The sequence below is a fragment of the Kitasatospora sp. NBC_01250 genome (assembly GCF_036226465.1).
In the GTDB taxonomy this organism is placed as follows: Bacteria; Actinomycetota; Actinomycetes; order Streptomycetales; family Streptomycetaceae; genus Kitasatospora.
Map to the genome: position 1 here is coordinate 2,753,005 of NZ_CP108476.1, position 24,083 is coordinate 2,777,087.

Sequence of the window (24,083 nt, forward strand, 5' to 3'; positions counted from 1 at the left end):
GAAGAATCAGATGTTGACCCAGGTCGGCCCGGGGACTCCCATGGGTGAACTGTTGCGCCGGTACTGGCACCCGATCGCCGCGGTCTCGGAGCTCGCCGAGAAGAGCGTGAAGACGCTTCGGTTGCTGGGCGAGGACCTGGTCCTCTACCGGACCGACACCGACGAGTACGGCCTGGTGCAGCGAGGCTGTCCCCATCGTGGCGCGGACCTCGGCCAAGGCTGGGTCGAAGGCCGGAGCCTGCGCTGCTCGTACCACGGCTGGCTGTTCGATCAAGCCGGAACGTGCGTCGAGCAGCCCTACGAAGACCTCGCCGAGTCGTCCGCGCCGTTCCGGGACAAGGTGAAGGTCACCTCGTACCAGGCCGTCGGGTTCGCCGGCATGGTCTGGGCCTACCTGGGCCCGGCGCCGGCCCCGCTCATCCCCATGTTCGAACCGTTCACCTGGGACCGCGGCTTCGTCCAGGTCATCCTGTCCGAACTCCCGTGCAACTGGCTGCAGTGCCATGAGAACGGCGTGGACCCGGTGCACTTCGAGTGGCGGCACACCAACTACGTCGCGCGCGCGGGGAACCCCGAGAACCCCGAGGTCGGCCCCCGCCACACGGACATCGAGTTCCAGGAATTCGAGTTCGGCATCGCCGTGGCCCGGCAGGCCGAGCTGACGACCCCCGTCCTGCCCATTCCGCTCGCCCCGACGAACCAGTTGGACAGCAGCGGCATCGCGTGCCTGTGGCCGAACGTGCTCTACGCCGGAAGCAGCCTGGAGTGGCGCGTTCCGGTGGACGACACCCGCACGCTCAACATCGTCTGGCACTACGCTCCGCTTCCGAAGGACATGCCCGCGGTCGATCAGGATCCGGTCCCCCACTGGTACGGGCCCGTGACGGACGACAACGGCGAGCTGATCACCAGTCACATCCTGAACCAGGACTTCGCGGCCTGGGTGGGCCAGGGCGTGATAGCCGACCGCACCAGCGAGCACCTGGGTCGCAGCGACGAGGGGATCATCCTGCTCCGCAAGCGGCTCTTCGCGGACATCGAGCGCGTCTCCCAGGGCGAGGACCCGCGCGGAATCGTCCGCGATCCCGAGCTGAACACCTGCATCGCGCTGCCCTTGGACCGGCCCCAGCTGTACCGCGAAGGAGTCGATCGCGAGTTCTTCGAGTGGCGCCTCAAGAGGGTGTTCGACTGGCGGCTCAGCGACGATCCGTCCTATGCCATGCAGGCCGGGCAGCCGGCACACGTGCGGCACGCATTCGAGAAGGCCATGGGGATCAGTCAGGACTTCCTGACCGCCCAAGCCCCCAAGTCAGTGCCGTAGTCAGTGTCGTACAGCCGTACAGCCGTATGAGCCTTGAGCACGGTCAGCGTCGTGAGTGCCACGAAGGAGAGAGTATGTCGGTGAACAGGAAGTCGGCCGCCCAACTGGTCACAGAGGCTGCGGACATGCGGAAGTTGATCATCGAAAAGATGTCCGTCGACGGCGGCCACGTCGGCTCGCCGCTGGCGGTCATCGAGCTGATCCAGGCATTGGTCGAGGTCTTCGACTTCCCCAAGGACAAGATCGTCTTCGACGGCGCCCACCAGATGCACGCCTACAAGCTGCTGACCGACCGCGCCGAGGCCTTCGCCACCATGGACCACCGCGGCGGCATCGGCGAGTACGCCGACATCCACGAGAGCCCGTACGACTTCTACATCGGCGGCCGCATCGGGATCTCCATCTCGGCCGCGCTCGGCTACGCCGTCAACCACCCCGAGTACAAGTCGATCGCACTGCTCGGCGATGGCTCCATGACCGCCGGACAGCCCTATGAGGCGCTCAACCACGCCGGTGCTCTCGCGTCGAACCTGCTGGTCATCTACAACGACAACGACTTCGCCGTCACGGAGACCGTCGGGTACCTCCACACCCACAACACCGTGCGCGAGTTCAGCGAGAGCCTGGGCTTCGACTACGTGGGCGCCGTGGACGGCCACGACACGCAGCAGCTGATCGAGCTGCTCGACGACATCAAGCAGCGGAAGCACCCGGTGTTCCTCCATGTGAAGACCGTCAAGGGCAAGGGCTACGAGCCCGCCCTCCGGGACCCCGTCACGTTCCACTGGCTCGATCCGTTCGACCTCGAAACGGGCGCGCTCAAGAAGAAGCCCGTCAACAAGTTCCGGGACCTGATCCTCAAGAAGGCACCCGAACTGGCGGAGAAGCACGGGGAGGTGTACTGGGTCTCGCCCGCCGCCGCCCGGAGCACGGGCCTCAAGGAGCTCAAGAAGATCTACCCCGACCATGTCTTCGACACGGGGATCAACGAGCAGCACTGCGTGACGTTCTCCGCCGGCCTGGCCCTGAACGGCAACAAGGTGATCTGCTTTGTCCCCGCGACCTTCTTCCCCCGGGCGCTGGACCAGATCACCGACGCGTGCATGCTGCGGGTCCCCATGGTGTTCGTTCTGCCGGGATCGGGCATCTCAGCCCAGGGGCAGACCCTGCAGGGGATCTACACCCTGCCGATCCTCAATGCGATTCCTCACGCCACGCTGTACCACCCGTCAAGCCTGGCCGATTTCGACCGGCTCCTCGACCGGGCGCTCGAACACGAACACAACGGTCCGGTCTTCCTCCACAAGCCCGGCGAGGACATCGAGGCCGGCGTCACGGAGAGCGGTGTCGTCGAAGTACGGGACGGCGGCAGGCTCAGTGTCATCTCCATCGGGAACACCCTGGGCAAGGCAGTCCGCCTGGCCGACGCGCTGGGCGACGTCCAGGTCCTGCACATCCAGAAGGTCGCGCCCGTCGACCTCGACGCACTCCAGCGCGCCATGGGCGACAGCAGCAGGATGCTGATCCTGGAGGACGGCTTTGTGCGGTCGGGCATCGGGCAGCACATTGTCGCCAGCCTCCTGCACAAGCCGATGCGCTACGAGATCCTCGGGATCCGGGACCGCTTCCCGGGCATCGGCACGCTGGACGAGGTGTTCGAGGACATCGGTTTCGACGATGCGGCGGTGCTGGCGGCAGCGCAGCAGCTCATGAACGCGTAGGACACGATGCCAGAGACAGCACGACTACTCCACAAGGGGGAATTCACCGAACTGTGGTACGGCCTCGACGCGAGTAGCGAACCGTTCGTCAGGAAGTTCTCCGCATATCCGGGGGACGATAAGCTGGAGAACGAAGCGGCCTTTATTCGCGAAACCCTGCCGGGGCCGGCCAGAGAATACTTCTGCCAGGTCACCAGGGCCGAGCGGGATGTGCCCGGTCGAAGTTTTTCGTACGACATGCCCTATTACGAGGGAAGGCTGCTCCGGCACATCGCTGTCGATGGGAACATCGGGGTCGTCGAGTCGGTCAGCCATATCAGGGCGAGCATCACGGCCCTCAAGACGACGCTGTATGCGCATCCCTCCACCGAGCAGCCCGGCGCGTTCGCCCGCACGTACTACATCGATCGGGTGGCGAAGCGGGTCGACCGGTACACCGGCCGGACCGACCGGGTCCTCGACATCACCGGTGCCAACGCCGGCGAGCTGACCAGCATGCAGCTGGATCCGCTCTTCAGGGACATCATCAGCCGACCGTCCATCTCGCTCAACGGGCGCAGGCTGCTCACGCCGCTCGCCATTGTGGACAGGATCAGGGCCACCCCGTCCCTGATGCGGACCATGGTGCCCCGGCAGGGTTCGATGCGGCTCATACACGGTGATCCCCATCTGGGGAACATCATGATCAGGGAGGGGACGGACAAGCCGCTGTTCTTCGACCCGAACGGCTTTCACGCCGGGGGCGACATGGCCTACGACATCGGCAAGCTCATCCTCTCGCTGGACTATCTCGAGCCTTCTTACGAGAAGAAGCTCGTCCTGCCGACCGTGTCGTCACGTGGCGGCGACATCACGGTCGGAGCCCTGAAGAGCTTCATCGACCCCGATCTCGGCCTCCGCTCCAGGGAGATCGTGCGAGCCGTGATCGAGGACGTGCTGCCCGAGATATTCGCGGCCGATCTGGTCGCCGACCCGGGACTCCTCGACCGGGCCGTCCTCGCCGCCGACCTCCACGCCCTCGCCGCCGCGCACACCTTCATCCCGACCGCACGGCCGGAGATGGCCCTGCCGTTGCTGCTCTACCACCTGGAGGCGGCCAACGACCACCTGGATCTGCTCGAAGAAGCCGATCCCGACGCATCGGCCCGAAGCGTCCTCCTCCCCTCGATCGTGCGGGCACCATGATGCTGGAATTTGCCGACCATCATTTTGAACAGGTCATCGACTTCGTGAAGTCGGCCGGCGACTCGGCCCTCGACCGGTGGCGGAGCTTCGATGTCGTCGAGATCAAGGACATCGGCGGCGACCTGGCCACCAACCTTGACCGTGAGATCGAACGAGCGTTCCACGGACTGTGCCGCGACCTCTTTCCCGGATGCGGTTTCAGGGGGGAGGAGCTGCCCGAGCTGAGCACGGGCAGCAGCAACGGCTACACCTGGAACATAGACCCGATCGACGGGACGAAGAACTTCGTCCATGAAGTGCCGATATGGAGTGTGACGGTAAGTCTCGAAAAAGACGGCACCCCGATATTCGGGGTGATATACAACCCGGTCAGCAGGCAGCTCTACACGGCCATGGAAGGCCGCGGCGCCCACCTCAACGGCCGCCGGCTCTCGTACAGCGCTCCCGCGGATCCGGCCCGGATGCAGCTGGCCATCGACTTCTTCATGCGCCAGGACGATCCGGCGAGAAAAGCACGGCAGGACGACCTGCTGGCCGAGCTGTTCCACTCGTTCTACCGGGTGCGAAGCATCGGGTCCGGTTCGCTGGCTCTCGCCTGGCTCGCCCAGGGGCACTTCGGCGGATACCTCAGCTGGGGACTCACCGAGGACAAGTACATCGACATCGCCGCCGGCCTCGTCATCGCGAAGGAGGCCGGAGCCGTGGTCGCCATCGAGAGCCTCGACAGCGGCTCGTCCGTCCTCGTGGTCGGGGCCGAACGCACCTGTGACATCCTGCTGGCGCTGGCCCACGGCCGGGGAGACCGCTGAGCCCGGCAGCTACCGTGACGACCGGATCCCGGCGACCTGGGTACTCACATAGCGCTGCCAGTTCTCCCGGCCGTGGCGGATGTTCGCGGGAGTGCCCAGGTCGAGCAACTCGCCCCGGAGGTCGTGGGCGTACATGTTGAAGCCGCCGCTCTCGATGGCCCAGGGGAACACGTTGTCACGGAGTCCCAGCGGGCCGTTCTCGCCCGCGTGGGCCTCGGCGTACCCCTCGCACACCTCGACGAAGTGATCCGTCGACAGCACGATCGCGCCGGCACTGGTGAGTGCCAGTTCGCCGGGCGCCGTGGGCGACACCGGCTGGCTGCGGTCGTAGACATGCCGAAGGCGCCAGGTGGCGGCATCGACGATGAACCGCCCGACATCGGTGGTGCGAGGAGTTATGTGGCTCGTGACAGCAGCCGTCATCGACGGCTCACGACGGGCATGGGCCAAGGTCATCTCGGCGACCTCGTCCCAGGGAAGCAGCAGGTCGCCCGGCATCATCAGGACCTGGCCCTGCAACTGCCAGCGCTTGACCGCCGCGAGCACCGCGCCATCGGGCCCGAGCGGGGTCCGTTCCTCGGAGAAGACATAGGAAACACCCTCTTTCCATATCCACTCCTCGCCCCGCAGGTGCTCGACGATCTGATCGCACAGATGCCCCACGCAGAACACGAACCGTCGAAAGCCGATCCGCTGCAATTCGCGGCAGATGGTCGACAGGATCGTTTCACCGCTGTCGAGGCGCAGCAGGTGCTTGGGGACGGCGTCGTTGGTCATCTCCCTGGCCCGGGTGGCCATGCCGCCGATCGGCATGGCCACCCACACGTCGCTCAGCTGATCAACCACGCGATCGGCGGACATGACTCCCCTTATGAACGATCTGGCCCGGGCTGTTCACCAGGCGGATCCGAGTGCTGGCCCCGACGCGCCGAGACCTCCAGAGGACCGGAGCACTTGCCTGGTGAACCCTACATTGCCCCGTCCGAGGCTGTCCCGGACCACCTGTGACAACGGGCGTACGGGCCCGCTTTCGTGACGCCCGGTCGATTCGTCCGGCAGGCCGCTTCCGGGGTCCGGTGAACGGCCGCACGAGGCACATCGTGGTGGACACCCGCGTCGGGACCGTCGACCTGGCGATCCCGAGAGTCCGTTCCGGCTCGTACGTGCCGATGCAGCGCCGCTGGTCGGCCCGGACGGTTGCGGAACTCGGCGACCCACTCGGCCAAGTGCGCTGCCATCTCCGACACTTGGGACTTCGACAGTTGCTTCGACCTCAGGACAGTTGCGATTCGGGGGCGAAGGCGGGCAGCTTCTCGAGACTGCTGCGCACGGCCTCCGCGCCGTACTCGAACATCTGCCGCTCGTAGTCGTCGACCGCGCCGAGCAGATCCCGGCGGCCTTCGCCTGCCTCGATCAGGCAGCGGCGCAGCAGGTCGGCGTCGCGCAGTGCGGTGTTCGCGCCGTTGCCGCCGGTCGGGGAGGTGGCGTGGATCGCGTCGCCGAGCAGGGTGACCGGGCCGGCCGCCCAGCGCTCGCCGGGCCTGACCACCCGGATGGACAGCAGGGTGCTGTTGTCCGGGTCGGCCTGCTCGATCAGCGCGCGCAGCTCCGAGTGCCAGCCTTCCATCCTGGACAGCACGGCGTCCTGCGCGGTCAGGTTCTCCAGCGAGCCGTTCGGCGGCAGGATCATGGCCCAGCGCACGTAGTCGCCGATGTCGGGCAGTGTGACTTCGGGGGCCAGTTGCTCGGCGGCCTGCTTCGGCGGGGTACGGAAGCGCATCGCGCCGAGCAGCAGGCTGACGCCGTCGCCCGCGATCTTCGAGCCGTATGCCTTGGACAGGCCGGCGAACTCGTCGGTCAGCGGGGTGCGGCCGATGACGAATCGGACGCCGGTGTCGGTCGGGGTGGTCTGCGGCGACAACACCCCGCGGACCGCGGAGGCGACGCCGTCGGCGCCGACGAGCAGGTCGGCGGTGGCCGGGCCGCGGCGGGCGAACCGGGCCCGGACATTGCCGTCGGCCAGCACGTCGTAGCCGGTCAGCGCGGCATCGGTGTGCACGGTGAGGCCGGTCAGCAACAGGTGCCGCAGCACCTGCCGGTCGACCACGATGCCGGTCCGGCCCGCGCCGAGCCTGCCGATCTCGTTCAGCCGCGGGTCCAGGATCAGCTGCTCGGCGGAGGCCTCCATGACGATCTCGTCCAGCAGCGGGTGCCAGCGCGTCGGCAGGCAGTCGCGCACCGCCTGGAGACCGACCGGATCCAGCACGAGGCGGTAGCCCTGGAACCGCGCGACGATCCCCGGGTCGCGTTCGAACACGTCGGCCTCGATCCCGGCACCACGCAGACCCTGCGCGAGAGCCAGACCTCCCAGACCGGCTCCGACAACGGAAACTCGCATCGCACACCTCCGCGCCACTGACACGAACTTAGTTCGTTCTGACGATCTAAGTTCTACTCAGCGAACTTAGATCGTGTCAAGGTAGAGTGGTCGGCATGTCCGCCGATCCCCGCCAACGCCGCGCAGCTCGCCACGCCCAACCCGCGGCGGAGGTCGCCGCGTCGGCGCCGCGCAAGAAGCCGATCACCGTCGAACGGATCACCGACGCCGCCCTGGAAGTCGTCGCCACCGAGGGGTACGACGCGCTGACCATCCGCCGGGTCGCCGCCGTGCTCGGCACTGGCCCGTCCTCGCTGTACGCGCACATCGTCAACAAGGACGACATCGACGACCTGCTGATCGGCAGGCTCTACGCCGAGGTCGTGCTCCCCGAACCGGACCCGGCCGCCTGGCGCGAGCAGCTGCTCGGGGTGTACACGCAGATCCGCGACCTGTACCTGAAATACCCCGGAGTCTCGCGCGCCGCACTGGCCATGGTGCCGACCAACCTGGAAACGCTGCGGGTCGGCGAAGGGATCCTGGCGATCCTGCTCGCGGGCGGCGTCGAACCGAGGACGGCCGGCTGGGCCCGCGACGCGCTGTCCCTCCACGTCAGCGCCTACGCACTGGAGCAGTCGCTGGTCCGGCAACGGCGCCGGCAGCCGAATCAGGAATGGGTGCTCGGCGACGAGGAGTTGCTGGACCGCTTCACCGCACTGCCCGCCGAGCAGTTTCCGCACACTCGACGCCACGCCGCCGAGCTGATCTCCGGCACCGGACACGACCGCTTCGAGTTCGCCCTCGGCCAGCTCATGAACAATCTGCGGCCCGCATCCCGTCACTCCGGAACCGGCCGTCCGCGGCCGGAATGATCACCAACTGCGTGATCGAAGGTGAACCGCCGCCAAGTCCGGCACCGCCGGCCTGCTGGCGAAGACCAAGGAGGCCACTGTGTGGGGAAGGGGCGCCCGTGCGCACCACTGAGGCCGGGGCATAGTCTGCGGCCATGATCGATGCCCTCAATGCGACGCCCCAGGAAGCCTTCGAGACGCTGTTGGCCGGCAACCGGCGGTTCGTCACCGGTTTCCCGGAGCACCCGAACCAGGACGCTGCCCGCCGTACCGAGATCGCACCGGCTCAGAGCCCGTTCGCAGTGCTGTTCGGGTGCTCGGATTCCCGGCTGGCCGCCGAAATCATCTTCGACCGGGGGCTGGGTGACCTGTTCGTGGTCCGCACCGCCGGACACGTCGCCGGGCCGGAGGTGCTCGGCAGCATCGAGTACGGGGTGGGCGTGCTCGGTACGCCGCTGGTCGTGGTGCTCGGCCACGACGCGTGCGGGGCCGTGGCGGCCACCCGTGCCGCTGTCGCCGACGGCACCACCGCCGGCGGCTACGTGCGGGACGTGGTCGAGAAGGTGACCCCGAGCGTGCTGGCCGCCCGCGCGGCCGGGCACACCGAGGACGCGGAGTTCGTCGCCGAGCACATACGGCACACCGTCGATCTGCTGCTGGACCGCTCCCGCGCGCTCGCCGAAGCGGTCGAGGAGGGCCGGGTCGCCGTCGTCGGGCTGTCCTACCGGCTGGCCGACGGTACAGCCCACCTGGTCACCACCCGCGGCCTGGACCTGTCTGCCGGTGCGGCGGCCTGACCGGGTTGCTCAGCGTTCCTCCAGCTCCGGAAGGACACGGCGGAAGGACACAGGCGGGGCGGGACAGCCGCGAGAGCTGTCCCGCCCAAAGGATCGTTGCGCAGGTCCGCAGGCCCGCACCCGGGAGGCACGTCCCGGGTGCGGGCCTGCGGCGTCGCGCCGTTCCTACCTGCGTGCTTCGCGCCTGCGGCCCAGGCGCATGCCGCCCAGGACCAGGGCGGCGACGAACAGCACGGCGCCGATGACGAGCAACCACAGCAGGCCCTTCACCAAGGCGCCGACGAAGCCGAACACCACGGCGATGAGCAGGATGAACAGGAACAGGGCCATGTCGGCCACCTCCTTTGGTCAGTCGTTGCGCTTGAGTGCGCCCTTCACCCGGTCGGCGGCACCCTGCACGGCATCCTTGACGCCGTCGGCGGCCTGCTTGACCTTCGACTCGACCTGGTCGGCCTGGCCCTCGCCCTTGAGTTCCTCGTCCCCGGTCAGGTCGCCGGCCTTCTCCTTCGCCTTGCCGGCCAGGCCCTGCGCCTTGTTCGACAGGTCGCTCATCGATTCCTCCAGTCTCCGCCGGCGGCGCAGTCGCACCACCTTTCATCCCCTTTTTACCGATATCGGCGCTTTCATGCGCGCGGGATGGATCACAGCCGCCATGGCCGACAGGAGTCAGGCGGCGGGGTGAGATCGGCGCGGCCGAACAGGAGCGCGTAGCCGCGCGGCAGGCAGGCCGGCAGATGGTCGGTGAGCCGATCGCCGACGAGGTCGGCGATGGCGGTCAGGACGCAGGCTGCGTCCCAACGGGCGCCTGCGAGCGTGGTGTTGAGGTTGGGGGCGATGGCCTCGACGAAGGCGGAAGCGGCGACCGCCCGGTCCACGGGAATCGGGGCGCGCGAGCACCAAGGCCCCCAGGCCCCCAGGCCCCCAGGGCGTGCTGCTGGCCCGACGCCGCCGCCTTGAAGTCCCCGGGCGCACCGATCCCGGCTGGTCTACGGCACGCGTCGGTTCAGCAGGCCGATGACGTGGCCGTCGTCGTCGACCACCGGCCACACGTCCAAGCCCCGGAAGTACATCGCGACAAACGCCACCGTTGCGGGCATGTCGGCGGTGGCGAACGGTGCGCGGTCGTGGGCGATGTCGCGGACCGCGCTGCGTTCGGTGTACCAGGACCGGGAGCTGAAGGGCGCGAGCTGAGCGCGGGTCACCATACCGGCGCACCGTCCGTCCTCGCCCCGCACCAGGACCTGGTCCGTCCCGGCGCTGTGCAGGATGTCCATGGCCGTGTCGACCGTGACATCGTCGCTGATCTGCAGCTGTGGAGCCCCCATGAGGTCGCCCACGGTGGCGGCCAGGTTCGCGCCGGCGCTCACGCGCGCCATCGGGGGTTCGAGGGTGAAGGTCATCGGCGAAGCTCCTTCGCGTCGCACTCGCCGCGGCCGACAGTGATCAGGGCGGCTGCCGTGACGGTGTGGGTCTCGCCCGGGCCGAGCGCCACGAGCGCGGGCGTCTGGGCGCTGTGACCTGCGGCTGGGGCCCGTCGTGGGAGGTGTGGCCACGGCGCGGGGTTCATGGTGGTGCCGGGCACCCGATCCCGCTGCCGGTTCAATTCCACTGTCAGTGTGGACAAGTCAGGAAGCCGGCCGCGGAAGCCGTGCCGTCGGGCACCGTCCAACCTGTCTGCGGGAGCTCCGCCAGGTGTCGGCGAGACCGCAGGGCCAGCCTCGGGGTCGGTGGCGCGGTCATCGCACCCACAGCGGCTTGGATGCCGGCGTGGGGCGCCTGCTGTCGACCTCAGAAGGTGAGCAGGCCGATGGCGTGGCCGTCGTGGTCCACCACCGGCCACGTGTCCATTCGGCGGGAGCGCATGGCGGCGACCGCGTCGGTGGCGGGCATGTCGGCGGTGGCGAACGGGGCACGGTCGAGGACGATGTCGCGCACCGCGGTGCGCTCGGTGTACCAGGAGCGGGCCTGGAACGGCGCGAGGTGCACGCGGGTCAGCAGTCCGGCGCAGCGGCCGTCGTCGTCGCGGACCAGGAGGTGGTCCGCGCCGGAGCTCTGCAGGATGTCCATCGCCGTGTCGACCATGACGTCGTCACTGATCTGCAGTTCCGGGTCCTTCATGAGGTCGCCGACCGTCGCGGGGCGTTCGAGGGTGATGGTCATGGAGGGACTCCTTCGTGTCGCTCGCGCCGGTGGCGGTGGCGATCAGGGCACTGGTGGTGGGAGGGCCTGCGTGATTCGCCGGATGGGGTTGCGGCGCTCCCGACGGATTCCGTGAGCGGCTGTCGCAGGAAGCCGGTGTCGCCAACTCGGCGAGCTGCGCGGGCCCGGTCCGCACTGCGAGCCGGGCCCGCTGGGCTGGGTGCTACGCGGCGAGGGCGACGCGCCTGGGCGCCCGGCGACGGCCGGAGGAGCCCTGGTTGTCGCGACCGGCAGCGGCCCGGGCGTCGCCGCCGGCGTAGGCGGGGCGGCTGCGGCGGTTGCGTCCCGTGGACGGGCTGCGACGAGGGCGCTCGACGACGGGGTCGGCGATCGCGGTGGGGACGCCGGTGGGCACGCGGGCGCCGGTGATCCGAGCCAGTTCCTCGTCGCCGGCAGTGACCCGGGTGGATTCGGGGGTGATGCCGGCGGTGGTCATCATGCGGGCCATCTCACGGCGTTGGTTGGGCAGGACGAGGGTGACGACGGTGCCGGACTCGCCGGCCCGGGCGGTGCGTCCGCCGCGGTGCAGGTAGTCCTTGTGGTCGCTCGGCGGGTCCAGGTTGACGACCAGGTCGAGCCCGTCGATGTGGATGCCGCGGGCGGCGACGTTGGTGGCGATCAGCGCGGTCACCGCGCCGGTGCGGAACTGCTCCAGGGTGCGGGTGCGCTGCGGCTGGGACTTGCCCCCGTGCAGCGCCGCGGCCTTCACCCCGGTGGAGAGCAGGTGGTCCACCAGGCGGTCGGCGCCGTGCTTGGTGTCGGTGAACATGATCACGCCGCCCTCGCGCGAGGCGATGTGCGCGATCGTGGCGTCCTTGTCCCGGCTCTGGACGTGCAGGACGTGGTGCTCCATGGTGCTGACCGCCGCGGCCGAGGGGTCCACCGAGTGGGTGACCGGGTCGGTGAGGAAGCGCCGCACCAGCCGGTCGACGTTGCGGTCCAGGGTGGCCGAGAACAGCATCGTCTGGCAGCCCTCGGCGACCTGGTCGAGAAGCTCGGTCACCTGCGGCAGAAAGCCCATGTCGGCCATCTGGTCGGCCTCGTCCAGCACGGTGATGCCGACGCCGTCGAGCTGGCAGTCGCCGCGCTGGATCAGGTCCTTGAGGCGGCCGGGGGTGGCCACCACGACCTCCGCCCCGCGGTTCAGCACCTGGGCCTGGCGGCCGATCGACATCCCGCCCACCACGGCCGCCATCCGCAGCCGCACCGCGTGGGCGAAGGGGGTGAGGGCGTCGGTGACCTGCTGCGCCAACTCGCGGGTGGGCACCAGCACCAGGGCCAGCGGCCGGCGCGGCTCGGCCCGCTGGCCGGCGGTGCGGGCGAGCACCGCGAGACCGAACGCGATGGTCTTGCCGGAGCCGGTGCGGCCGCGTCCCAGCACGTCGCGTCCGGCCAGCGAGTTCGGCAGCGTCGCGGCCTGGATCGGGAACGGCGAGGTGACGCCCTGGCGGGTCAGCACCGACAGCAGCGCCTTGGGCATGTCCAGTTCGTCGAACGACTCGACGGCCGGCAGCGCCGGGGTGGTACTGACCGGCATCGCGAACTCGCCCTGCGGGGAGGAGTTCTGACGGGCACCGCGGCCGGAGGAGTTCCGGCCGCCGGTGGGCCTGTCGCCGTAGAAGGAGCTGCCGCCGGAGCGGGATCCGTAGCCGCCGCCGGAGCGGGAGCCTGCGCCGGAGCGGGAGTTGGCGTTCTGGTACGAGGAGCGACTGGAACGATTCATGCGGGAGACCTTCCTCAGGGCGGCACGTCGCAAGGAAGGCTCCGCGGCGCGGGGCGCCGACGGGAGACCGCAAGGGAACGGGCCGAGAGATGTGACAGGCGGGGCGTGGACGGTAGAACCGTGCGGCACGTCACCTACGGTCGGCGCTCACCGCGAAGGGGCGGGAGCGAGGACCTCGAACCGTGGGATGTCACGGCAGGGCGGCGCCGATCCGGACGCGGCGCTGGGCGTCTCGCGTGGGGATGGCCGCCGGTGGCGGAGCCAGGGGGCCTGAACGGCCGGGTAAAAGCATGGTGGCGCAAGGCCGAGGGGCCCGCACCGGGCATCATGTACGCGGTGCGGGCCCCTCGCTGCTAGGCGGGTGCCATGGCAGAAAAACTACAGCGGACGAATGTTCTCGGCCTGCGGGCCCTTCTGGCCCTGCGTGACGTCGAACTCGACCTTCTGGCCCTCGAGCAGCTCACGGAAGCCGTTGGCGTTGATGTTCGAGTAGTGGGCGAAGACGTCAGCGCCGCCACCGTCCTGCTCGATGAAGCCGAAGCCCTTTTCCGCGTTGAACCACTTCACAGTGCCATTAGCCATAAAAAATTCTCCTTCAAGGGGCTGTCCGGAGCACGCACAGCGCGGGCTCCGAGTCGCCGCGATGAGCACCCACCCGGGGAAGAGCCGGGAAACAGAAATGCGCCTGCGAAACATCAGCAGGCGCACACAAAGTTCATGGGAACCACTACTGCAACTAAGAAGACTCTAGCAGCCCCGGGCCCGCCACGGCGGAATATGTCACCCCCAGTTTCGCAGGACCCTCCCCCGCCGGGCCGCCGACCCGAGCAGCCAGGAGCATCAACACACCGTGTGAACAGGCTTGTTGATCGCCTGGTGGCCTCTCCGGAGCGGTGGCTCCGCCAGCGGTGCGACGCGGACAAGCCCCCGACACGCCGACCCCGGACACGGGTCGGCCACCGTGCCAGCCGTCATCGGCAGCAGCGGAGACAGCGCGAACCGATCCGAAACTCCACCTCATTCGCAGTCGGGTCCCGGCGAACGGGCCCGCCCCGCGATTTCCGGCGCATACTGCAAGGAATGACGAAATCAGTAGCAGTCCGCCGGCCCCTGCCCACCAGTCCCTTCAAGGCCCGGGTCGAGGCGCCCCTGAAGCGGTTCGCCGTGGGCGACCGCGTCACCCACGACCGCTACGGCCTCGGCCGGGCCATCGGCGTCGAAGGCGACAGCGACATCGCCGTACTCGTCGACTTCGGATCGCGGCAAGAACGCATCACCCAGCCGTACACCGCCATGTTCAAACTCTGACCCAGGGCGCCGCCGGGCGTACCGAGTTCCGCGGTATCCGCGGCGCGCTCGTGCCGGCCCTGTCGGAGGTCCTCGACGCCGCGGGCTTCACCGTCAGCGCCGAGGCTTGTGGAGGAGTTTCACCATCGCGATCTCCTCCGTGGCTGTGACTGCCCTGGCCGGCCGGCTCTCGTGCGGCTGCCCGGCCAGGGAACGGCCGGCCCTGAGTCCGCTGCCAACCCGTCCAGGTCAGCCGGCGAGCAGGTCGGTGAGGTCGTCGGCGTGTTCTTCCTCTTCTTCGAGGATGGACTCGATGAGACGCCGGGTGGTGGGGTCGTGGTCGCCGAGCCAGCGGGCGATCTCCTGGTAGGTGGAGATGACGATCCGCTCGGCCAGCAGGTTGTGCTCCAGCATGGCCCTGAGGTCCTTCTCGGCCGGCGTGGTGTAGTCGGTGTGGGCGCGCTGGGCGAGGGTGGCGGGGTCGAAGTCGGGTTCGCCGCCGAGCTGGGCGATCCGCCCGGCGGCCCGCAGGGCGTGCTGCATCTCCTCGGCGGCATGCTCGGTGAACTCCGCGGCCACCTGGGCGCGGTCGATGCCGGCGGCGGAGATCGCGTGCCGCGTGTAGCGCAGCCAGCAGACCACCTCGGTGGCGACCACGTCGTTCAGTACGGCGATCACTTTCTCGGCGTCCAAGCCGTAGGTGCTGGTCACGGCTCCTTCGGCCATTTTCTGCCGGGCCTCGTCCCGGATCCGGGTCACGTCGATGACGAAGTCGTCGCCTGCCATGCGGTACTCCCAAGTGGTGGAGGGGGGAGGGTCCGCAGACGCCTTCCCGATGCCGGGCGACGTGACACCGGGACGGGCACGACACCACCGATTCGCACCACACCGATGCCGTTTCCGCTCACGGTTGGGCCGCTCGGGGTGTCAGCCGGTCAGGGGGTCGAGGTCGCGCAGGAAGTCACCGAATCCGCCGCGGGCGCGGGGATTGCGTCGCGCGGAGGTGGTGACGGGGCTGCGGGCAGTGCGTTGGATGCGGTGGCCGGCGGCTTCCAGGGCGGTGACCAGGGCGCTGTCCTCGCCGGCGGGCAGCGGCCGGAAGCCGCCGGCTGCGCGGTAGGCGTCGGCCCGCACGGCGAGGTTCGCCCCGTGGACGTGGCGATGCCCGTCAGCGGTCCACTTGCGCTGGTAGTGCCGTCGGAAGGCGGCGGCGGCGCCTTCCGGGTGGCCGGTCCAGTCCGCGACGCGGACGGTGCCCACGACCGCGTGCCAGCCGCGGGCCGCGTGGGCGAGCTGGTGGGCGAGCCAGTCGGCCGGGACTCGGGAGTCGGCGTCGGTGTGGGCCAGCCACACACTGTCCAGGGTGAGACCCGGCCAGGAGGCGAGGGTGCTGTCCAGGGCGCGGTCGCTGCCGGCCGCGCGAGCCGCCCCGACGTTGCCCGCGGTCAGTTCCAGCAGTTCCGCACCGTGCCCGCGGGCGATGGCCGCGGTGCCGTCCGTGCAGGCGTCGGCCACCACGATCACCCGGCTGGGCAGGTCGCGTACGCGCGGGTGGCGGATGGCCCGGTGCAGCGCGTCCAGGCAGTCGCCGAGCAGTTCCTCCTCGTCGCGGGCGGGGACGACGGCAGCCAGCGCACGGATCACGTCAGCCCCTCCAAGGCGGCGACCGAGAGGCGGGCCGCCGGGGTGCCGGGCTGTTCGGGCCGGGTGAAGACGTCGAGGAGGAAGTCCGGCTCGGTGTGCGCGGCGATCCGCACCAGGGCGGGATGGCTGCGGGCCTGGTCGTGAACGGCTTCGGCGCTGCGGGCGTGGTCGGCGACCGGGTGGCGCCAGTGGACGAGCAGCACGGTCCCTCCCGGCTCCAGGGAGTGCACCGCGCGGTCCAGGATGTCGGCGGTGGCGGCGGTGGTGAAGTAGTACAGCAGCTCGGACAGCACGATGAGGTCGAAGCTCTTCGCGGGCCAATCGTCGGGCAGCAGACGGTGCTCCACCTGCACGTGCGGTAGCTGGGCGAGGCGGACCCGTGCCTGCGCGAGGGCGCGCTCCTCCCGGTCGCAGGACAGGAGGGCCTGGCAGCGATCGGCGAGCATGGCGGACAGGACTCCGACCGAGCAGCCCGGCTCGAACGCGCTGCGGTAGACCGGCTCGGGGAGGGCCGCGAGCGTCAGGGCGTACTTGCGCTGCTCGTACCAGCGTTCCGCGAGCTGCCAGGGATCGTCGTGATCGGCATACATGCGGGTGAAGTAGGTCCCCGGCGTTCCGGTGTCCTGCGGCTGTGCTCCCGTGGTCGCGTGGGGCGTGGTCATCGCCAGATCACCTCGAAGTCGCGGCTGAAATGGGCAAGTTCGGCGGGAGGCAGGATCGCCTCGTCCTGCGGCCCATCGCCGAGCGGCTCGATCTGGCTGCGGAAGCACTGCAGTGCCGCGCGCTTGCGGGCCCGGGCGGCCGGAGGCAGCGCGATGCGGGCCGCGCGGTGCCAGGGCAGCCGTCGATCGCCGGGCACCGCCCAGTGCCACGCCCACACCGGGTACTCCCACACGGGCACGCCCCGTGCCGTGCCGGCCGCCAGTGCTGCGCGGCCCGCGGCCTCGTGGTCCGGGTGCAGGTCCCGGCTGAACGGCGCCACGCACAGGTCGCAGTCCGCCAGCAGTCCGGCCAGCTCACTGGTCAGTCCCTGTTCGTGCCGGGCGAGCCCGCTGTCGGGCAGGCCCAGTGCCACGCTCTGCACGTCGGCACCCAACTGGCCCAGCGCTTGGCGCAGTTCCCGTGTGCGGACGGCCGCGAGGTTGCGGGCCGCGGGGGCGGTGCTGTGCGGGTGGGAGGCCTCGCCGTCGGTGACGGACACCAGGCGCACCCGGACGCCGGCTGCCGCGAGGACGGCGATCGTGCCGCCGAAGCCGAGGACCTCGTCGTCGGGGTGGGCGGCCACCACCAGGACCCTCGGGGGACGGTCCCGCGGGGCCGGCAGGCAGGCGAGCGGGTCGATGACGGGAAGGCTGCGAAGTGCGGGCCAGGTCTGCCAGTCCTCTTCGGGCGTCCCGGTCTCCTGGATGGGGTCGGCTGCAGTCCGCTTCGGGGCGAGAGCGGTCGGTGGCGGGGCCGGGTGGCTCGTCACATCTCCTCCCATTCCAGTCGGGTGCCGCTGGCGGCCTTGCCGAGGGCGGCCAGGTCACGCTCGCCATGGTGCTGGCGCAGGTAGACCGTCAGGTCCGCGACGGCGCGGGCATGAACGGCGTCATGGCCCAGCGGGGCGGCGCCCAGCGCCCGGCCGACCCGGGCCAGGACGTCGGCGGCGGCGTTCTCGACGGCGGCACGCACGCGCATCGTGCGACGGTGCGCGGTGCCGTCCGTGTCGAGGGGATCGGCGTCCACGGCCGCGGCGGCACTGGCAAGCAGCGTGTCGACGGTGGCCAGACGGGCGTCGACGGCGCCGAGGTGCGCCAGGGCGTGCGGGTCCAGGTCCCACGTGCGCGAGGCGGTCAGCAGCGTGCGGGCGACCGCGCGGGCACCGCCGTGCCAGCAAGCCGCGACACCGATCCCTCCGTGGTGGAATCCGGGACGCTCCAGGTAGGCGCCCGGCTCTCCGACCGGGCTGGCCCGGACGCCGTCGAGGTTCACGTCCAGGGTGTCGCTGCCCGCCATGCCCGGGCCGGGCCAGCTGTCCGGCAGCGGGCCGACACCAGGCTGCTCGACCTCGACGGCGAACAGACGCCGCCGCTCCCCTTCGCGGGCGGTCACGAGCGCGTGCGTGCACACCCGGGCGCCCGAGCAGAAGGGTTTCACGCCGAAGAGCCGCCATCCGCCCGGCAGCCGGCGTGCCTCCAGGGTGTAGCCGGGCGGTTCGGCCGCCCACACCCCCCAGCGGGCGCCGTCCGCAGCCGTCGGCAGGTCTTCCGTTGCCGGTATGCCGAGTTCGGCGAGGATCGCGACGGCGTCCGTGTGGCCCTCGGCAAGCCGGGCCAGCGACAGGTCCCACTGAGCCCAGCGGGTGAGCGCCTCCCAACGGGCACGGGTCCGCCCCCCGCCGGGCAGCGGCAGATCCAGCTCGCCGCAGGCCGCCATCCGTGTGAACGCCTCGGCGACGCACCGGCGGTGGTCCTCCGCACCGGCACCGGTCCTGGCGGCCTCGTTCCAGCTGCCCCGCACGCCGACTCCCGTTTCGGTGGCGCTCATGGGCTACCGGCCCTGTCGGTCCTGCGGGGATCAGGCTGCCGCGGGGACCGCGCAGGCCATGGCGGCAGGACGGAGGGCCGCAAGGACGATCCAGCGATCACGTCGTACTCCTCACCATTGCGCCGGGCGGAGCGGCGCAGACACTCGACGTTGCTCCGACTCTGCACCGCACGCCGGGCGCCCGCACGCCCGGAGCGGCCCCGCCCCGAGCGGCGACCCGACCGATCGGCCTCGCTTCAGGAGCTTCACATCGGCGCAGCGGTGCGCCGTGTCGCCGATCCGCCCGAAGGCGCAGGCATGGCTCCGCGCGGTCGGGGCAGACGAGGGCGACCCCGCCAGACGCTCAGGAGGCTTGACCGATGTCCACCCCGATCTCCGACGGCACCACCGGGCTGACCGTGAGCTGTGTGATCCGGGATCAGGTAGCCGTGCTGTCGGTGACCGGTGAACTCGACATCGACACCGGGCCGTTGCTCTACGTCCACCTCGCCAACCAGCTGTCCCACGGCCGCAAGCACGTGATCGTGGATCTGAGCGGAGTGCCGTTCATGGACTCGTCGGGCCTGAACGTCATCATCCGCTCGATGCGCGAGACAAGGCTGGCCGGCGGGAGTCTGACGCTTACGGCTCTGACTCCCACCGTCGACAAGCTCTTCCGCCTCACCGGAATCGGTCTCACCCACCCGGTCCAGCCTGATGTCGAGTCGGCACTGGCCACCCTCGATCCGGTGTCCACGAGTTCCCAGGGCGCTCCGTGACATCGCCGATGGACATCCTCCGCAGGGCTGCTGGCTGCCAGCGTTGACCCCACCGCCCGAAGGGCCGCCCTGCGCGGCTGCGGCCCGAAGGCTCACCTAGCGACCCTTCGGGCCCGAGCCCCCCTACCGTCCTACCGTGGCCCGGGACCGGGCAGAGCTCGCTGGTCCCGCACCGCGGGCCCGGCGTGGACGTGGACGCGCTGCCGCCGGACCACCAGCGGATCCTCGCGATCGTTCGGGGCGCTCCGACCCAGCGGGCGCTGTGGCGCCAGGCCGACTACCGGGGTGCCGGCGGCCGACTGCTGTGCTGCCGGGTGGCGTCGAGGGCGTCGCGCAGGGCGGGCAGGTCGGCGATGACGGCCTGCTCGGCGAAGCGGGCCAGCAGCCTGCGCAGGACCCGCTCGTCCTGGTCGCGCACGGCTTCGGCGATGGCCGCCGCCAGCGACGCCTGGGTATGGGGGTCGGGGATGCGCACGTGCGGCGCGGCCTGCGGCCCTTCCACCGCTCGCCTCCCATTCATTCGTAGTCCTGGGCCGCTGCACGCGGCGTCCTGCGGCAGGGGCGCGGCTGCGGGACCGGCCCGCCCCCGCGCGGGACGGAGAATACCTCCCCGACCGCCATGGAAAAATCTGTGCTCGCTGGAGTAGACATTGCCCCGATCCGTGGCTAGGGTTTCTCTCGTAGACGCGGTCGAGCGGTACCCGCCAGACACGAACTGGCGGTCAGCAGTACGGAAGTTCGCAGGTCGGCACGGTTGCAGGGTTCTGAAGCCAGGAATGGTGCAGTGAGGCGACAGGACCGGCGGCCGGGCCGGGCGGCCCGCGGGTATCAGGGGCCGCCATCAGCGGTACCGCAGTTCAGCAAGTGCACTACCAGCAGGTGAAGTTGGGTTGACCAGCGGTTGGCAGTTCAGCCGTACCGAGCAGGTCGCGTTACCCGGCAGTTGGAAGTACCCGCAGTTCGCAGTAGTCCAGTCAGTACAGAGGATGAATGGAGGGGACAGAGCGCCATCAGGATCGCCCGGCCCGTGAGGCATTCACCCGGGCGGAATCCGAAGACCCCAAGGCAAGGACGGTGGTTTCCGGTCACGCATACGCGATCCCCGCACGCCCCCTCCCCCGGGGCCGTGCGGACATAAGGAACCCGGCCTCAAGGCCGGTAGATGGTGTAAATACCCTTCGGGGCCCCGGGAGCCGCAATGGCCCCGGGGCCCCTCAGCGCGTCCCCGACACGATCAAGAAGAGGTGCAGTGACCACGGCAACCATCCGACCCCACACCCCCGACTCCCTCGACGACGACTACCCCGCCTACACCATGGGCCGCGCCGCCGAGATGACCGGAACCACCCCCGGCTTCCTGCGCTCCCTCGGCGAACAGGGCCTCATCACCCCACTTCGCTCCGACGGAGGCCACCGCCGCTACTCCCGTTACCAGTTGCGCATCGCCATGCGTGCCCGCGATCTCGTCGACCAGGGCACCGCCGTCGACGCCGCCTGCCGCATCGTCATCCTCGAAGACCAACTCGAAGAAGCCCTGCGCATCAACGAACAACTCCGCCGCTCCCAGCCCGGCCAGGAGCCCGCCGCCGACACCTGACCCGCCCGCCAGGCCGATGAGACCGGTCCGCGGTGAGCGACAGGTGCTCACCGCAGGCCGCCCCGCGGAAGACGACGCCGCCGGGCCGGCGGTGAGAGCGCGGGCGGTGACAAGCGTGGCAGCGCAGCAGAGTTCACGGTCACCTCTGTCGAACGGGCATCCCCCCGCTCCCGATCCGAAGCGGTACCGGTGATACCCGGCGAGCTGCGTGACGATCCGTCACTAGCGGTTATCGGCTGGCCATACAGGCGCTAGAATCTTCGCGTGGATGACAAACATCTGTTTGTGTCTGTCTGCGAAGTTCTCTCTCTCCACGGGTTCGAGCTGGCACCGCCGCGGGCGGCCGGGCTCTCCGTCCGGCTGCGCCCAGGGGCCGGCCTGGTACTGGGATGGAGGCCGGGCGAGGATCTGATCGGACCGACACTCCACGCCTGCCCGCATCCCGCCGACGCCGCCGGGCGCACCGAGTTCCGCGGTATCCGCGGCGCGCTCATGCTGGCCCTCTCGGAGGTCCTCGACGCCGCGGGCTTCACCGTCACCACCCTCGGAGCCGACCTGCTCGTCACCGCGAACCCACTCGATCCGGGCGCCACACCAGCCATCGCGGCCACTCCCACCTGCCCTGCACCACGGCGCAGTCGACCGGCGCGCCCGGCGGTCGGCGTCGCCGAGCTAGCTAGCTAGCTCGGCCGGGGCGTTCGGCCTCAGTGTCAAAGGGCATCGACGACGTGGGTCATCTGCGCGACGACGCGGTCGGCGAGGCGCTCGAAGGGCAGGCGTAGAAGGGGGCTGAGCATGCGCAGTGCGCCGGCGAACGTGATCTCGGCACGGTAGGTGATCTCGGTGCCGCGCGGCACCTCGGCGAAGCGGAGGTCGTCGCGGCTGGTAGCCGACTCATTCGTGCCCTGGAACGCCAGGTGCCGCGGCTCGAGCGTCTCGAGGCGGTACGTCAGAACCGTTCTGCGGCCCATGAACGCGGAGGTGTTGACCCATTGTGAGCCGACGCGCAGCGGCCCGGTGTCTTCGCGCACACAGCTGAGCGTCCCGGGATCCCAGTCGCGCGCGTTCGCGAAGTCCGCCAGATAGTCCACGACCTTCTCCACGGGCTGGTGGACTGTGAAAGTGCGGGAAACCGCAACCACGTCGTACTCCTTCCGACAGCTCCGTCCGTCCCCCTCATTCGTCGCCGAGCGCCGGATGGATTGGACCTTGATACGGTCAAGACTCCCCGGAACGCTCGCAGCCGCCGGTTCGACGGTTGGCGCGATCGATCTCGCCCATGTGCTCCTCGGCCCATGCGCGAAGCGCGGAGAGCGGCTCCTCCAAGGAGAGTCCGAGCTCGGTCAGCCGGTAATGGACCCGAGGCGGGACGGTCGGCTCGACGCGCCGGGCGACGAGACCGTCCCCGACCAGGCTCTGCAGAGTCACCGAAAGCATCTTCTGCGACACACCGGGCATGCGGCGCCGCAGTTCGGCGAACCGCACCTCTCCCGGCGCCGCCGCAGCAAGCACCTTGACCGCCATGGAGGTCCACTTCGAGCCGATCCGGTCCAGCAACTGCCTGGTCGGGCACGCCGGATCGAACAGATCACCTCGCGCGCCTGTCGAAGAGTCGGTCACCTTCACCTCACCGCCTGACGAAAAAGTGCCGTCTTGGCCTCGCAAAACAGCTCCCCTACGGTCACTGAGTATCCGATCGTAACCACCCAGGGAGCGTGCATGCCCCTACCCGTCGACCTTCGTCGCCTGACCGCCAACGGCATCGAGGTGAACGTGGCAGTGTGCGGAACCGGCCCGACGCTCCTCCTGCTGCACGGCTTCCCGCACACCTGGAGGCTGTGGAGCGACATCATGGATCCACTGGCCACGCGGTACCGCGTCATCGCCCCTGACCTGCGCGGACTCGGCGAGAGCACGCGCGCCGCCGACGGCTACGACGCCGAGAACCTCGCCGCCGACGCCGAAGGCGTGCTGGCCGCGCTCGGCGCACGGGACGCCGCCGTCGTGGGCATCGACGCCGGTGCCGCCCCGGCCTTCCTGCTGGCGATGCGTCGACCTCGCCGCGTGCGCCGACTGGTACTCATCGAGGCCCTGCTCGGCCGGCTTCCCGGAGCCGAAGGCTTCCTGGCCGGCGGCCAACCGTGGTGGTTCGGCTTCCACGCCGTACCAGGCCTGGCCGAGACGGTTCTCCTCGGACACGAGGCCGAGTACGTGGACTGGTTCCTCACCACCGGCCTCCAGGCACGCGAGATCCGCACCGACATCCGCGACGCCTTCGTCTCCGCCTACACCGGCGCCGATTCCCTGCGCTGCGCGTTCGAGCACTACCGCGCGATGCCCGCGAGCGCCCGGCAGATCGAATCGGCCGTCGCCCACGGCCGCCTGACCGTCCCGGCTCTCGCCGTCGGCGCCCATCCCGTCGGCGCGGCGCTGCATCGCCAACTCCAGCCCGTCGCCGATGACCTGACCGGACATGTCATCCCCGAATGCGGGCACATCATCCCACTCGACAGGCCCGACGCACTGGTCGAACTCCTCACCGGGTTCCTCGGCCGAGTCGCTCCGGGCACGAGTGACAGGACGGGAGAGCGGTCGGCGCCACGGTCTGGGTCGAAGTTCAGGCCTCAGCGCGCTTCGATGCCGCCGTAGAGCAGGTCGACGATCCGGCGGCTGGTCGCGGCCGGGTCGAGGGTTTCGACGGTACCGGTGCCGAGGCGGGCCAACACGGGCGCGACGAGAACCTCACCGGCGAACTCGACATCCAGGTCGGGCCTGAGTTCGCCCGAGTCGACACCCCGCCGCAGAATGCCGTAGACGGCTCGGCGGCGGGGGGCGACGATCTCGTCGAAGTAGCGGCGGTGCAACTCCGGGAAGGCCGCGGCCTCAGCCTGCAAGGCACGCAGGACTGCCGCGGCGCGCGGGTCGAGCGTGCGTCGTATCAGTTCCGCGAGATACGCGGCGAGGTCTTCGCGGACCGAGGGCCCGGTGAACTCGGGAAGTGCCCGGTTGATCGCGTCGAGGACGTCGAGGTAGAGGGCGTCCTTGGTCTTCCATCGCCGGTAGAGGGAGTTGCGCGAGACCCCGGCGTGCTCGGCGATGGTGACCAGCGAAAGGCCGGACAAGGTCGCGCCCGCGGCGACGAGGTCGAGCACCGCGTCGAGGGCGGCGGTGTCGGTGCGGGGGTCGCGCCGTCGTCCGGCCGCGCGCTGCATGGAATCCACCCTCCGACTCTATAACGGAACAGGGCTGTTGCGTTCCGCCTGGCGCGCGGCGTACATTTCGAAA

At 69.9% G+C, this 24,083-nt stretch carries 29 protein-coding genes; 11 read left to right on the top strand and 18 right to left on the bottom strand.

Annotated features, from left to right (window positions below; translation table 11 throughout):
* Positions 1-40: 40 nt before the first annotated feature.
* From OG500_RS11100 to OG500_RS11115, 4 genes are all read left to right on the top strand, one after another.
* A complete protein-coding gene (locus tag OG500_RS11100; RefSeq protein WP_329579279.1) occupies positions 41-1,321 on the top strand; it encodes an aromatic ring-hydroxylating dioxygenase subunit alpha in 1,281 nt (426 codons plus the stop codon).
* A gap of 74 nt (positions 1,322-1,395) precedes the next feature.
* Positions 1,396-3,042, top strand: coding sequence for a 1-deoxy-D-xylulose-5-phosphate synthase N-terminal domain-containing protein (locus tag OG500_RS11105; protein ID WP_329579282.1), 1,647 nt, complete (start codon positions 1,396-1,398; stop codon positions 3,040-3,042).
* A gap of 6 nt (positions 3,043-3,048) precedes the next feature.
* Positions 3,049-4,227, top strand: a complete 1,179-nt coding sequence (locus OG500_RS11110; protein ID WP_327066390.1) for a phosphotransferase — start codon at positions 3,049-3,051, stop codon at positions 4,225-4,227.
* On the top strand, positions 4,224-5,036 hold the full coding sequence (locus OG500_RS11115; RefSeq protein ID WP_329579287.1) for an inositol monophosphatase family protein: 813 nt from the start codon (positions 4,224-4,226) through the stop codon (positions 5,034-5,036). Before OG500_RS11110 ends, OG500_RS11115 begins: the two co-directional genes overlap by 4 nt.
* Positions 5,037-5,045: 9 nt before the next feature.
* Here OG500_RS11115 and OG500_RS11120 read toward each other — a convergent pair whose 3' ends face one another.
* The gene (locus OG500_RS11120) at positions 5,046-5,897 is read right to left on the bottom strand and encodes an NDP-sugar synthase (protein WP_327066392.1); all 852 of its coding nucleotides are present in this window, start codon (positions 5,895-5,897) and stop codon (positions 5,046-5,048) included.
* Between the two features lie 412 nt (positions 5,898-6,309).
* The gene (locus OG500_RS11125; RefSeq protein WP_329579291.1) at positions 6,310-7,434 is read right to left on the bottom strand and encodes an FAD-dependent oxidoreductase; all 1,125 of its coding nucleotides are present in this window, start codon (positions 7,432-7,434) and stop codon (positions 6,310-6,312) included.
* 95 nt (positions 7,435-7,529) lie between these two features.
* Between OG500_RS11125 and OG500_RS11130 the strand changes: the two genes are divergently transcribed.
* Positions 7,530-8,285, top strand: a complete 756-nt coding sequence (locus OG500_RS11130; RefSeq protein WP_329579294.1) for a TetR/AcrR family transcriptional regulator — start codon at positions 7,530-7,532, stop codon at positions 8,283-8,285.
* 134 nt (positions 8,286-8,419) lie between these two features.
* Positions 8,420-9,061: a carbonic anhydrase gene (locus OG500_RS11135; RefSeq protein WP_329579298.1), complete on the top strand. Its 642-nt coding sequence runs from the start codon at positions 8,420-8,422 to the stop codon at positions 9,059-9,061.
* 165 nt (positions 9,062-9,226) lie between these two features.
* Here OG500_RS11135 and OG500_RS11140 read toward each other — a convergent pair whose 3' ends face one another.
* The 7 genes from OG500_RS11140 to OG500_RS11170 form a co-directional block, all read right to left on the bottom strand.
* Positions 9,227-9,391, bottom strand: a complete 165-nt coding sequence (locus tag OG500_RS11140; RefSeq protein WP_327066396.1) for a hypothetical protein — start codon at positions 9,389-9,391, stop codon at positions 9,227-9,229.
* 18 nt (positions 9,392-9,409) lie between these two features.
* Positions 9,410-9,613 (bottom strand): CsbD family protein, encoded by a 204-nt coding sequence (locus tag OG500_RS11145; RefSeq protein WP_327066398.1) that lies wholly within the window; start codon positions 9,611-9,613, stop codon positions 9,410-9,412.
* 89 nt (positions 9,614-9,702) lie between these two features.
* Positions 9,703-9,936 carry a hypothetical protein gene (locus tag OG500_RS11150; protein WP_329579301.1) on the bottom strand — a complete coding sequence of 78 codons (234 nt, stop codon included), beginning with the start codon at positions 9,934-9,936 and terminating at the stop codon, positions 9,703-9,705.
* A 111-nt stretch (positions 9,937-10,047) separates the two neighbouring features.
* Positions 10,048-10,461, bottom strand: a complete 414-nt coding sequence (locus tag OG500_RS11155; RefSeq protein ID WP_327066400.1) for a CBS domain-containing protein — start codon at positions 10,459-10,461, stop codon at positions 10,048-10,050.
* A 388-nt stretch (positions 10,462-10,849) separates the two neighbouring features.
* Positions 10,850-11,221, bottom strand: a complete 372-nt coding sequence (locus OG500_RS11160; RefSeq protein ID WP_327066401.1) for a CBS domain-containing protein — start codon at positions 11,219-11,221, stop codon at positions 10,850-10,852.
* A gap of 202 nt (positions 11,222-11,423) precedes the next feature.
* Positions 11,424-12,983, bottom strand: a complete 1,560-nt coding sequence (locus OG500_RS11165) for a DEAD/DEAH box helicase (RefSeq protein ID WP_329579305.1) — start codon at positions 12,981-12,983, stop codon at positions 11,424-11,426.
* 378 nt (positions 12,984-13,361) lie between these two features.
* Positions 13,362-13,565 (bottom strand): cold-shock protein, encoded by a 204-nt coding sequence (locus OG500_RS11170; RefSeq protein WP_099897249.1) that lies wholly within the window; start codon positions 13,563-13,565, stop codon positions 13,362-13,364.
* 498 nt (positions 13,566-14,063) lie between these two features.
* On the opposite strand from OG500_RS11170, the gene OG500_RS11175 reads away from it, so the two are divergent.
* A complete protein-coding gene (locus OG500_RS11175; protein ID WP_327066403.1) occupies positions 14,064-14,291 on the top strand; it encodes a hypothetical protein in 228 nt (75 codons plus the stop codon).
* 228 nt (positions 14,292-14,519) lie between these two features.
* Here the strand turns inward: OG500_RS11175 and OG500_RS11180 are convergent, their stop codons facing one another.
* The 5 genes from OG500_RS11180 to OG500_RS11200 form a co-directional block, all read right to left on the bottom strand.
* The gene (locus OG500_RS11180; RefSeq protein WP_329579319.1) at positions 14,520-15,056 is read right to left on the bottom strand and encodes a ferritin-like domain-containing protein; all 537 of its coding nucleotides are present in this window, start codon (positions 15,054-15,056) and stop codon (positions 14,520-14,522) included.
* A gap of 141 nt (positions 15,057-15,197) precedes the next feature.
* A complete protein-coding gene (locus OG500_RS11185; RefSeq protein ID WP_329579322.1) occupies positions 15,198-15,914 on the bottom strand; it encodes a glycosyltransferase in 717 nt (238 codons plus the stop codon).
* Positions 15,911-16,576, bottom strand: a complete 666-nt coding sequence (locus OG500_RS11190) for an SAM-dependent methyltransferase (RefSeq protein ID WP_329579326.1) — start codon at positions 16,574-16,576, stop codon at positions 15,911-15,913. Before OG500_RS11190 ends, OG500_RS11185 begins: the two co-directional genes overlap by 4 nt.
* Positions 16,573-17,385 carry a PIG-L deacetylase family protein gene (locus tag OG500_RS11195; protein WP_329579329.1) on the bottom strand — a complete coding sequence of 271 codons (813 nt, stop codon included), beginning with the start codon at positions 17,383-17,385 and terminating at the stop codon, positions 16,573-16,575. The genes OG500_RS11190 and OG500_RS11195 overlap by 4 nt, the downstream gene beginning before the upstream one ends.
* On the bottom strand, positions 17,382-18,443 hold the full coding sequence (locus tag OG500_RS11200; RefSeq protein ID WP_329579332.1) for an acyl-CoA dehydrogenase family protein: 1,062 nt from the start codon (positions 18,441-18,443) through the stop codon (positions 17,382-17,384). The genes OG500_RS11195 and OG500_RS11200 overlap by 4 nt, the downstream gene beginning before the upstream one ends.
* Positions 18,444-18,802: 359 nt before the next feature.
* On the opposite strand from OG500_RS11200, the gene OG500_RS11205 reads away from it, so the two are divergent.
* Positions 18,803-19,201 (top strand): STAS domain-containing protein, encoded by a 399-nt coding sequence (locus tag OG500_RS11205; RefSeq protein WP_327066409.1) that lies wholly within the window; start codon positions 18,803-18,805, stop codon positions 19,199-19,201.
* A gap of 277 nt (positions 19,202-19,478) precedes the next feature.
* Here the strand turns inward: OG500_RS11205 and OG500_RS11210 are convergent, their stop codons facing one another.
* Entirely contained in the window at positions 19,479-19,703 is a 225-nt protein-coding gene (locus OG500_RS11210) for a hypothetical protein (protein ID WP_329579334.1), read from the bottom strand.
* Positions 19,704-20,516: 813 nt separating this feature from the next.
* On the opposite strand from OG500_RS11210, the gene OG500_RS11215 reads away from it, so the two are divergent.
* Both OG500_RS11215 and OG500_RS11220 read left to right on the top strand, forming a co-directional pair.
* Complete coding sequence (locus tag OG500_RS11215) at positions 20,517-20,798, top strand: helix-turn-helix domain-containing protein (protein WP_327071503.1); 282 nt, start codon at positions 20,517-20,519, stop codon at positions 20,796-20,798.
* Positions 20,799-21,062: 264 nt separating this feature from the next.
* On the top strand, positions 21,063-21,482 hold the full coding sequence (locus OG500_RS11220; RefSeq protein ID WP_327066411.1) for a hypothetical protein: 420 nt from the start codon (positions 21,063-21,065) through the stop codon (positions 21,480-21,482).
* Positions 21,483-21,508: 26 nt separating this feature from the next.
* Here OG500_RS11220 and OG500_RS11225 read toward each other — a convergent pair whose 3' ends face one another.
* Positions 21,509-21,940, bottom strand: a complete 432-nt coding sequence (locus OG500_RS11225) for an SRPBCC family protein (RefSeq protein ID WP_327066412.1) — start codon at positions 21,938-21,940, stop codon at positions 21,509-21,511.
* Positions 21,941-22,016: 76 nt separating this feature from the next.
* A complete protein-coding gene (locus OG500_RS11230) occupies positions 22,017-22,424 on the bottom strand; it encodes a winged helix-turn-helix transcriptional regulator (RefSeq protein ID WP_442907021.1) in 408 nt (135 codons plus the stop codon).
* A gap of 93 nt (positions 22,425-22,517) precedes the next feature.
* Here OG500_RS11230 and OG500_RS11235 point away from each other — a divergent pair, with 93 nt between their 5' ends.
* A complete protein-coding gene (locus OG500_RS11235; RefSeq protein WP_329587494.1) occupies positions 22,518-23,447 on the top strand; it encodes an alpha/beta fold hydrolase in 930 nt (309 codons plus the stop codon).
* On the opposite strand, the gene OG500_RS11240 is transcribed toward OG500_RS11235, so the two are convergent.
* Positions 23,423-24,010: a TetR/AcrR family transcriptional regulator gene (locus tag OG500_RS11240; RefSeq protein WP_327071505.1), complete on the bottom strand. Its 588-nt coding sequence runs from the start codon at positions 24,008-24,010 to the stop codon at positions 23,423-23,425. The two genes, OG500_RS11235 and OG500_RS11240, sit on opposite strands and share 25 nt — an antisense overlap.
* Positions 24,011-24,083: the final 73 nt, after the last annotated feature.

What these genes read in the sequence shown, in the direction of transcription:
- OG500_RS11105 (WP_329579282.1), top strand. Translation starts at nt 1,396, where the DNA reads ATGTCGGTGAACAGGAAGTCGGCCGCCCAACTGGTCACAGAGGCTGCG.
- OG500_RS11215 (WP_327071503.1), top strand. Translation starts at nt 20,517, where the DNA reads ATGGGCCGCGCCGCCGAGATGACCGGAACCACCCCCGGCTTCCTGCGC.
- OG500_RS11145 (WP_327066398.1), bottom strand. Translation starts at nt 9,613, where the DNA reads ATGAGCGACCTGTCGAACAAGGCGCAGGGCCTGGCCGGCAAGGCGAAG.
- OG500_RS11115 (WP_329579287.1), top strand. Translation starts at nt 4,224, where the DNA reads ATGATGCTGGAATTTGCCGACCATCATTTTGAACAGGTCATCGACTTC.
- OG500_RS11240 (WP_327071505.1), bottom strand. Translation starts at nt 24,010, where the DNA reads ATGCAGCGCGCGGCCGGACGACGGCGCGACCCCCGCACCGACACCGCC.
- OG500_RS11160 (WP_327066401.1), bottom strand. Translation starts at nt 11,221, where the DNA reads ATGACCATCACCCTCGAACGCCCCGCGACGGTCGGCGACCTCATGAAG.
- OG500_RS11135 (WP_329579298.1), top strand. Translation starts at nt 8,420, where the DNA reads ATGATCGATGCCCTCAATGCGACGCCCCAGGAAGCCTTCGAGACGCTG.
- OG500_RS11190 (WP_329579326.1), bottom strand. Translation starts at nt 16,576, where the DNA reads ATGACCACGCCCCACGCGACCACGGGAGCACAGCCGCAGGACACCGGA.
- OG500_RS11100 (WP_329579279.1), top strand. Translation starts at nt 41, where the DNA reads ATGGGTGAACTGTTGCGCCGGTACTGGCACCCGATCGCCGCGGTCTCG.
- OG500_RS11155 (WP_327066400.1), bottom strand. Translation starts at nt 10,461, where the DNA reads ATGACCTTCACCCTCGAACCCCCGATGGCGCGCGTGAGCGCCGGCGCG.
- OG500_RS11165 (WP_329579305.1), bottom strand. Translation starts at nt 12,983, where the DNA reads ATGAATCGTTCCAGTCGCTCCTCGTACCAGAACGCCAACTCCCGCTCC.
- OG500_RS11120 (WP_327066392.1), bottom strand. Translation starts at nt 5,897, where the DNA reads ATGTCCGCCGATCGCGTGGTTGATCAGCTGAGCGACGTGTGGGTGGCC.
- OG500_RS11235 (WP_329587494.1), top strand. Translation starts at nt 22,518, where the DNA reads ATGCCCCTACCCGTCGACCTTCGTCGCCTGACCGCCAACGGCATCGAG.
- OG500_RS11175 (WP_327066403.1), top strand. Translation starts at nt 14,064, where the DNA reads ATGACGAAATCAGTAGCAGTCCGCCGGCCCCTGCCCACCAGTCCCTTC.
- OG500_RS11125 (WP_329579291.1), bottom strand. Translation starts at nt 7,434, where the DNA reads ATGCGAGTTTCCGTTGTCGGAGCCGGTCTGGGAGGTCTGGCTCTCGCG.
- OG500_RS11130 (WP_329579294.1), top strand. Translation starts at nt 7,530, where the DNA reads ATGTCCGCCGATCCCCGCCAACGCCGCGCAGCTCGCCACGCCCAACCC.
- OG500_RS11200 (WP_329579332.1), bottom strand. Translation starts at nt 18,443, where the DNA reads ATGAGCGCCACCGAAACGGGAGTCGGCGTGCGGGGCAGCTGGAACGAG.
- OG500_RS11205 (WP_327066409.1), top strand. Translation starts at nt 18,803, where the DNA reads ATGTCCACCCCGATCTCCGACGGCACCACCGGGCTGACCGTGAGCTGT.
- OG500_RS11180 (WP_329579319.1), bottom strand. Translation starts at nt 15,056, where the DNA reads ATGGCAGGCGACGACTTCGTCATCGACGTGACCCGGATCCGGGACGAG.
- OG500_RS11140 (WP_327066396.1), bottom strand. Translation starts at nt 9,391, where the DNA reads ATGGCCCTGTTCCTGTTCATCCTGCTCATCGCCGTGGTGTTCGGCTTC.
- OG500_RS11110 (WP_327066390.1), top strand. Translation starts at nt 3,049, where the DNA reads ATGCCAGAGACAGCACGACTACTCCACAAGGGGGAATTCACCGAACTG.
- OG500_RS11170 (WP_099897249.1), bottom strand. Translation starts at nt 13,565, where the DNA reads ATGGCTAATGGCACTGTGAAGTGGTTCAACGCGGAAAAGGGCTTCGGC.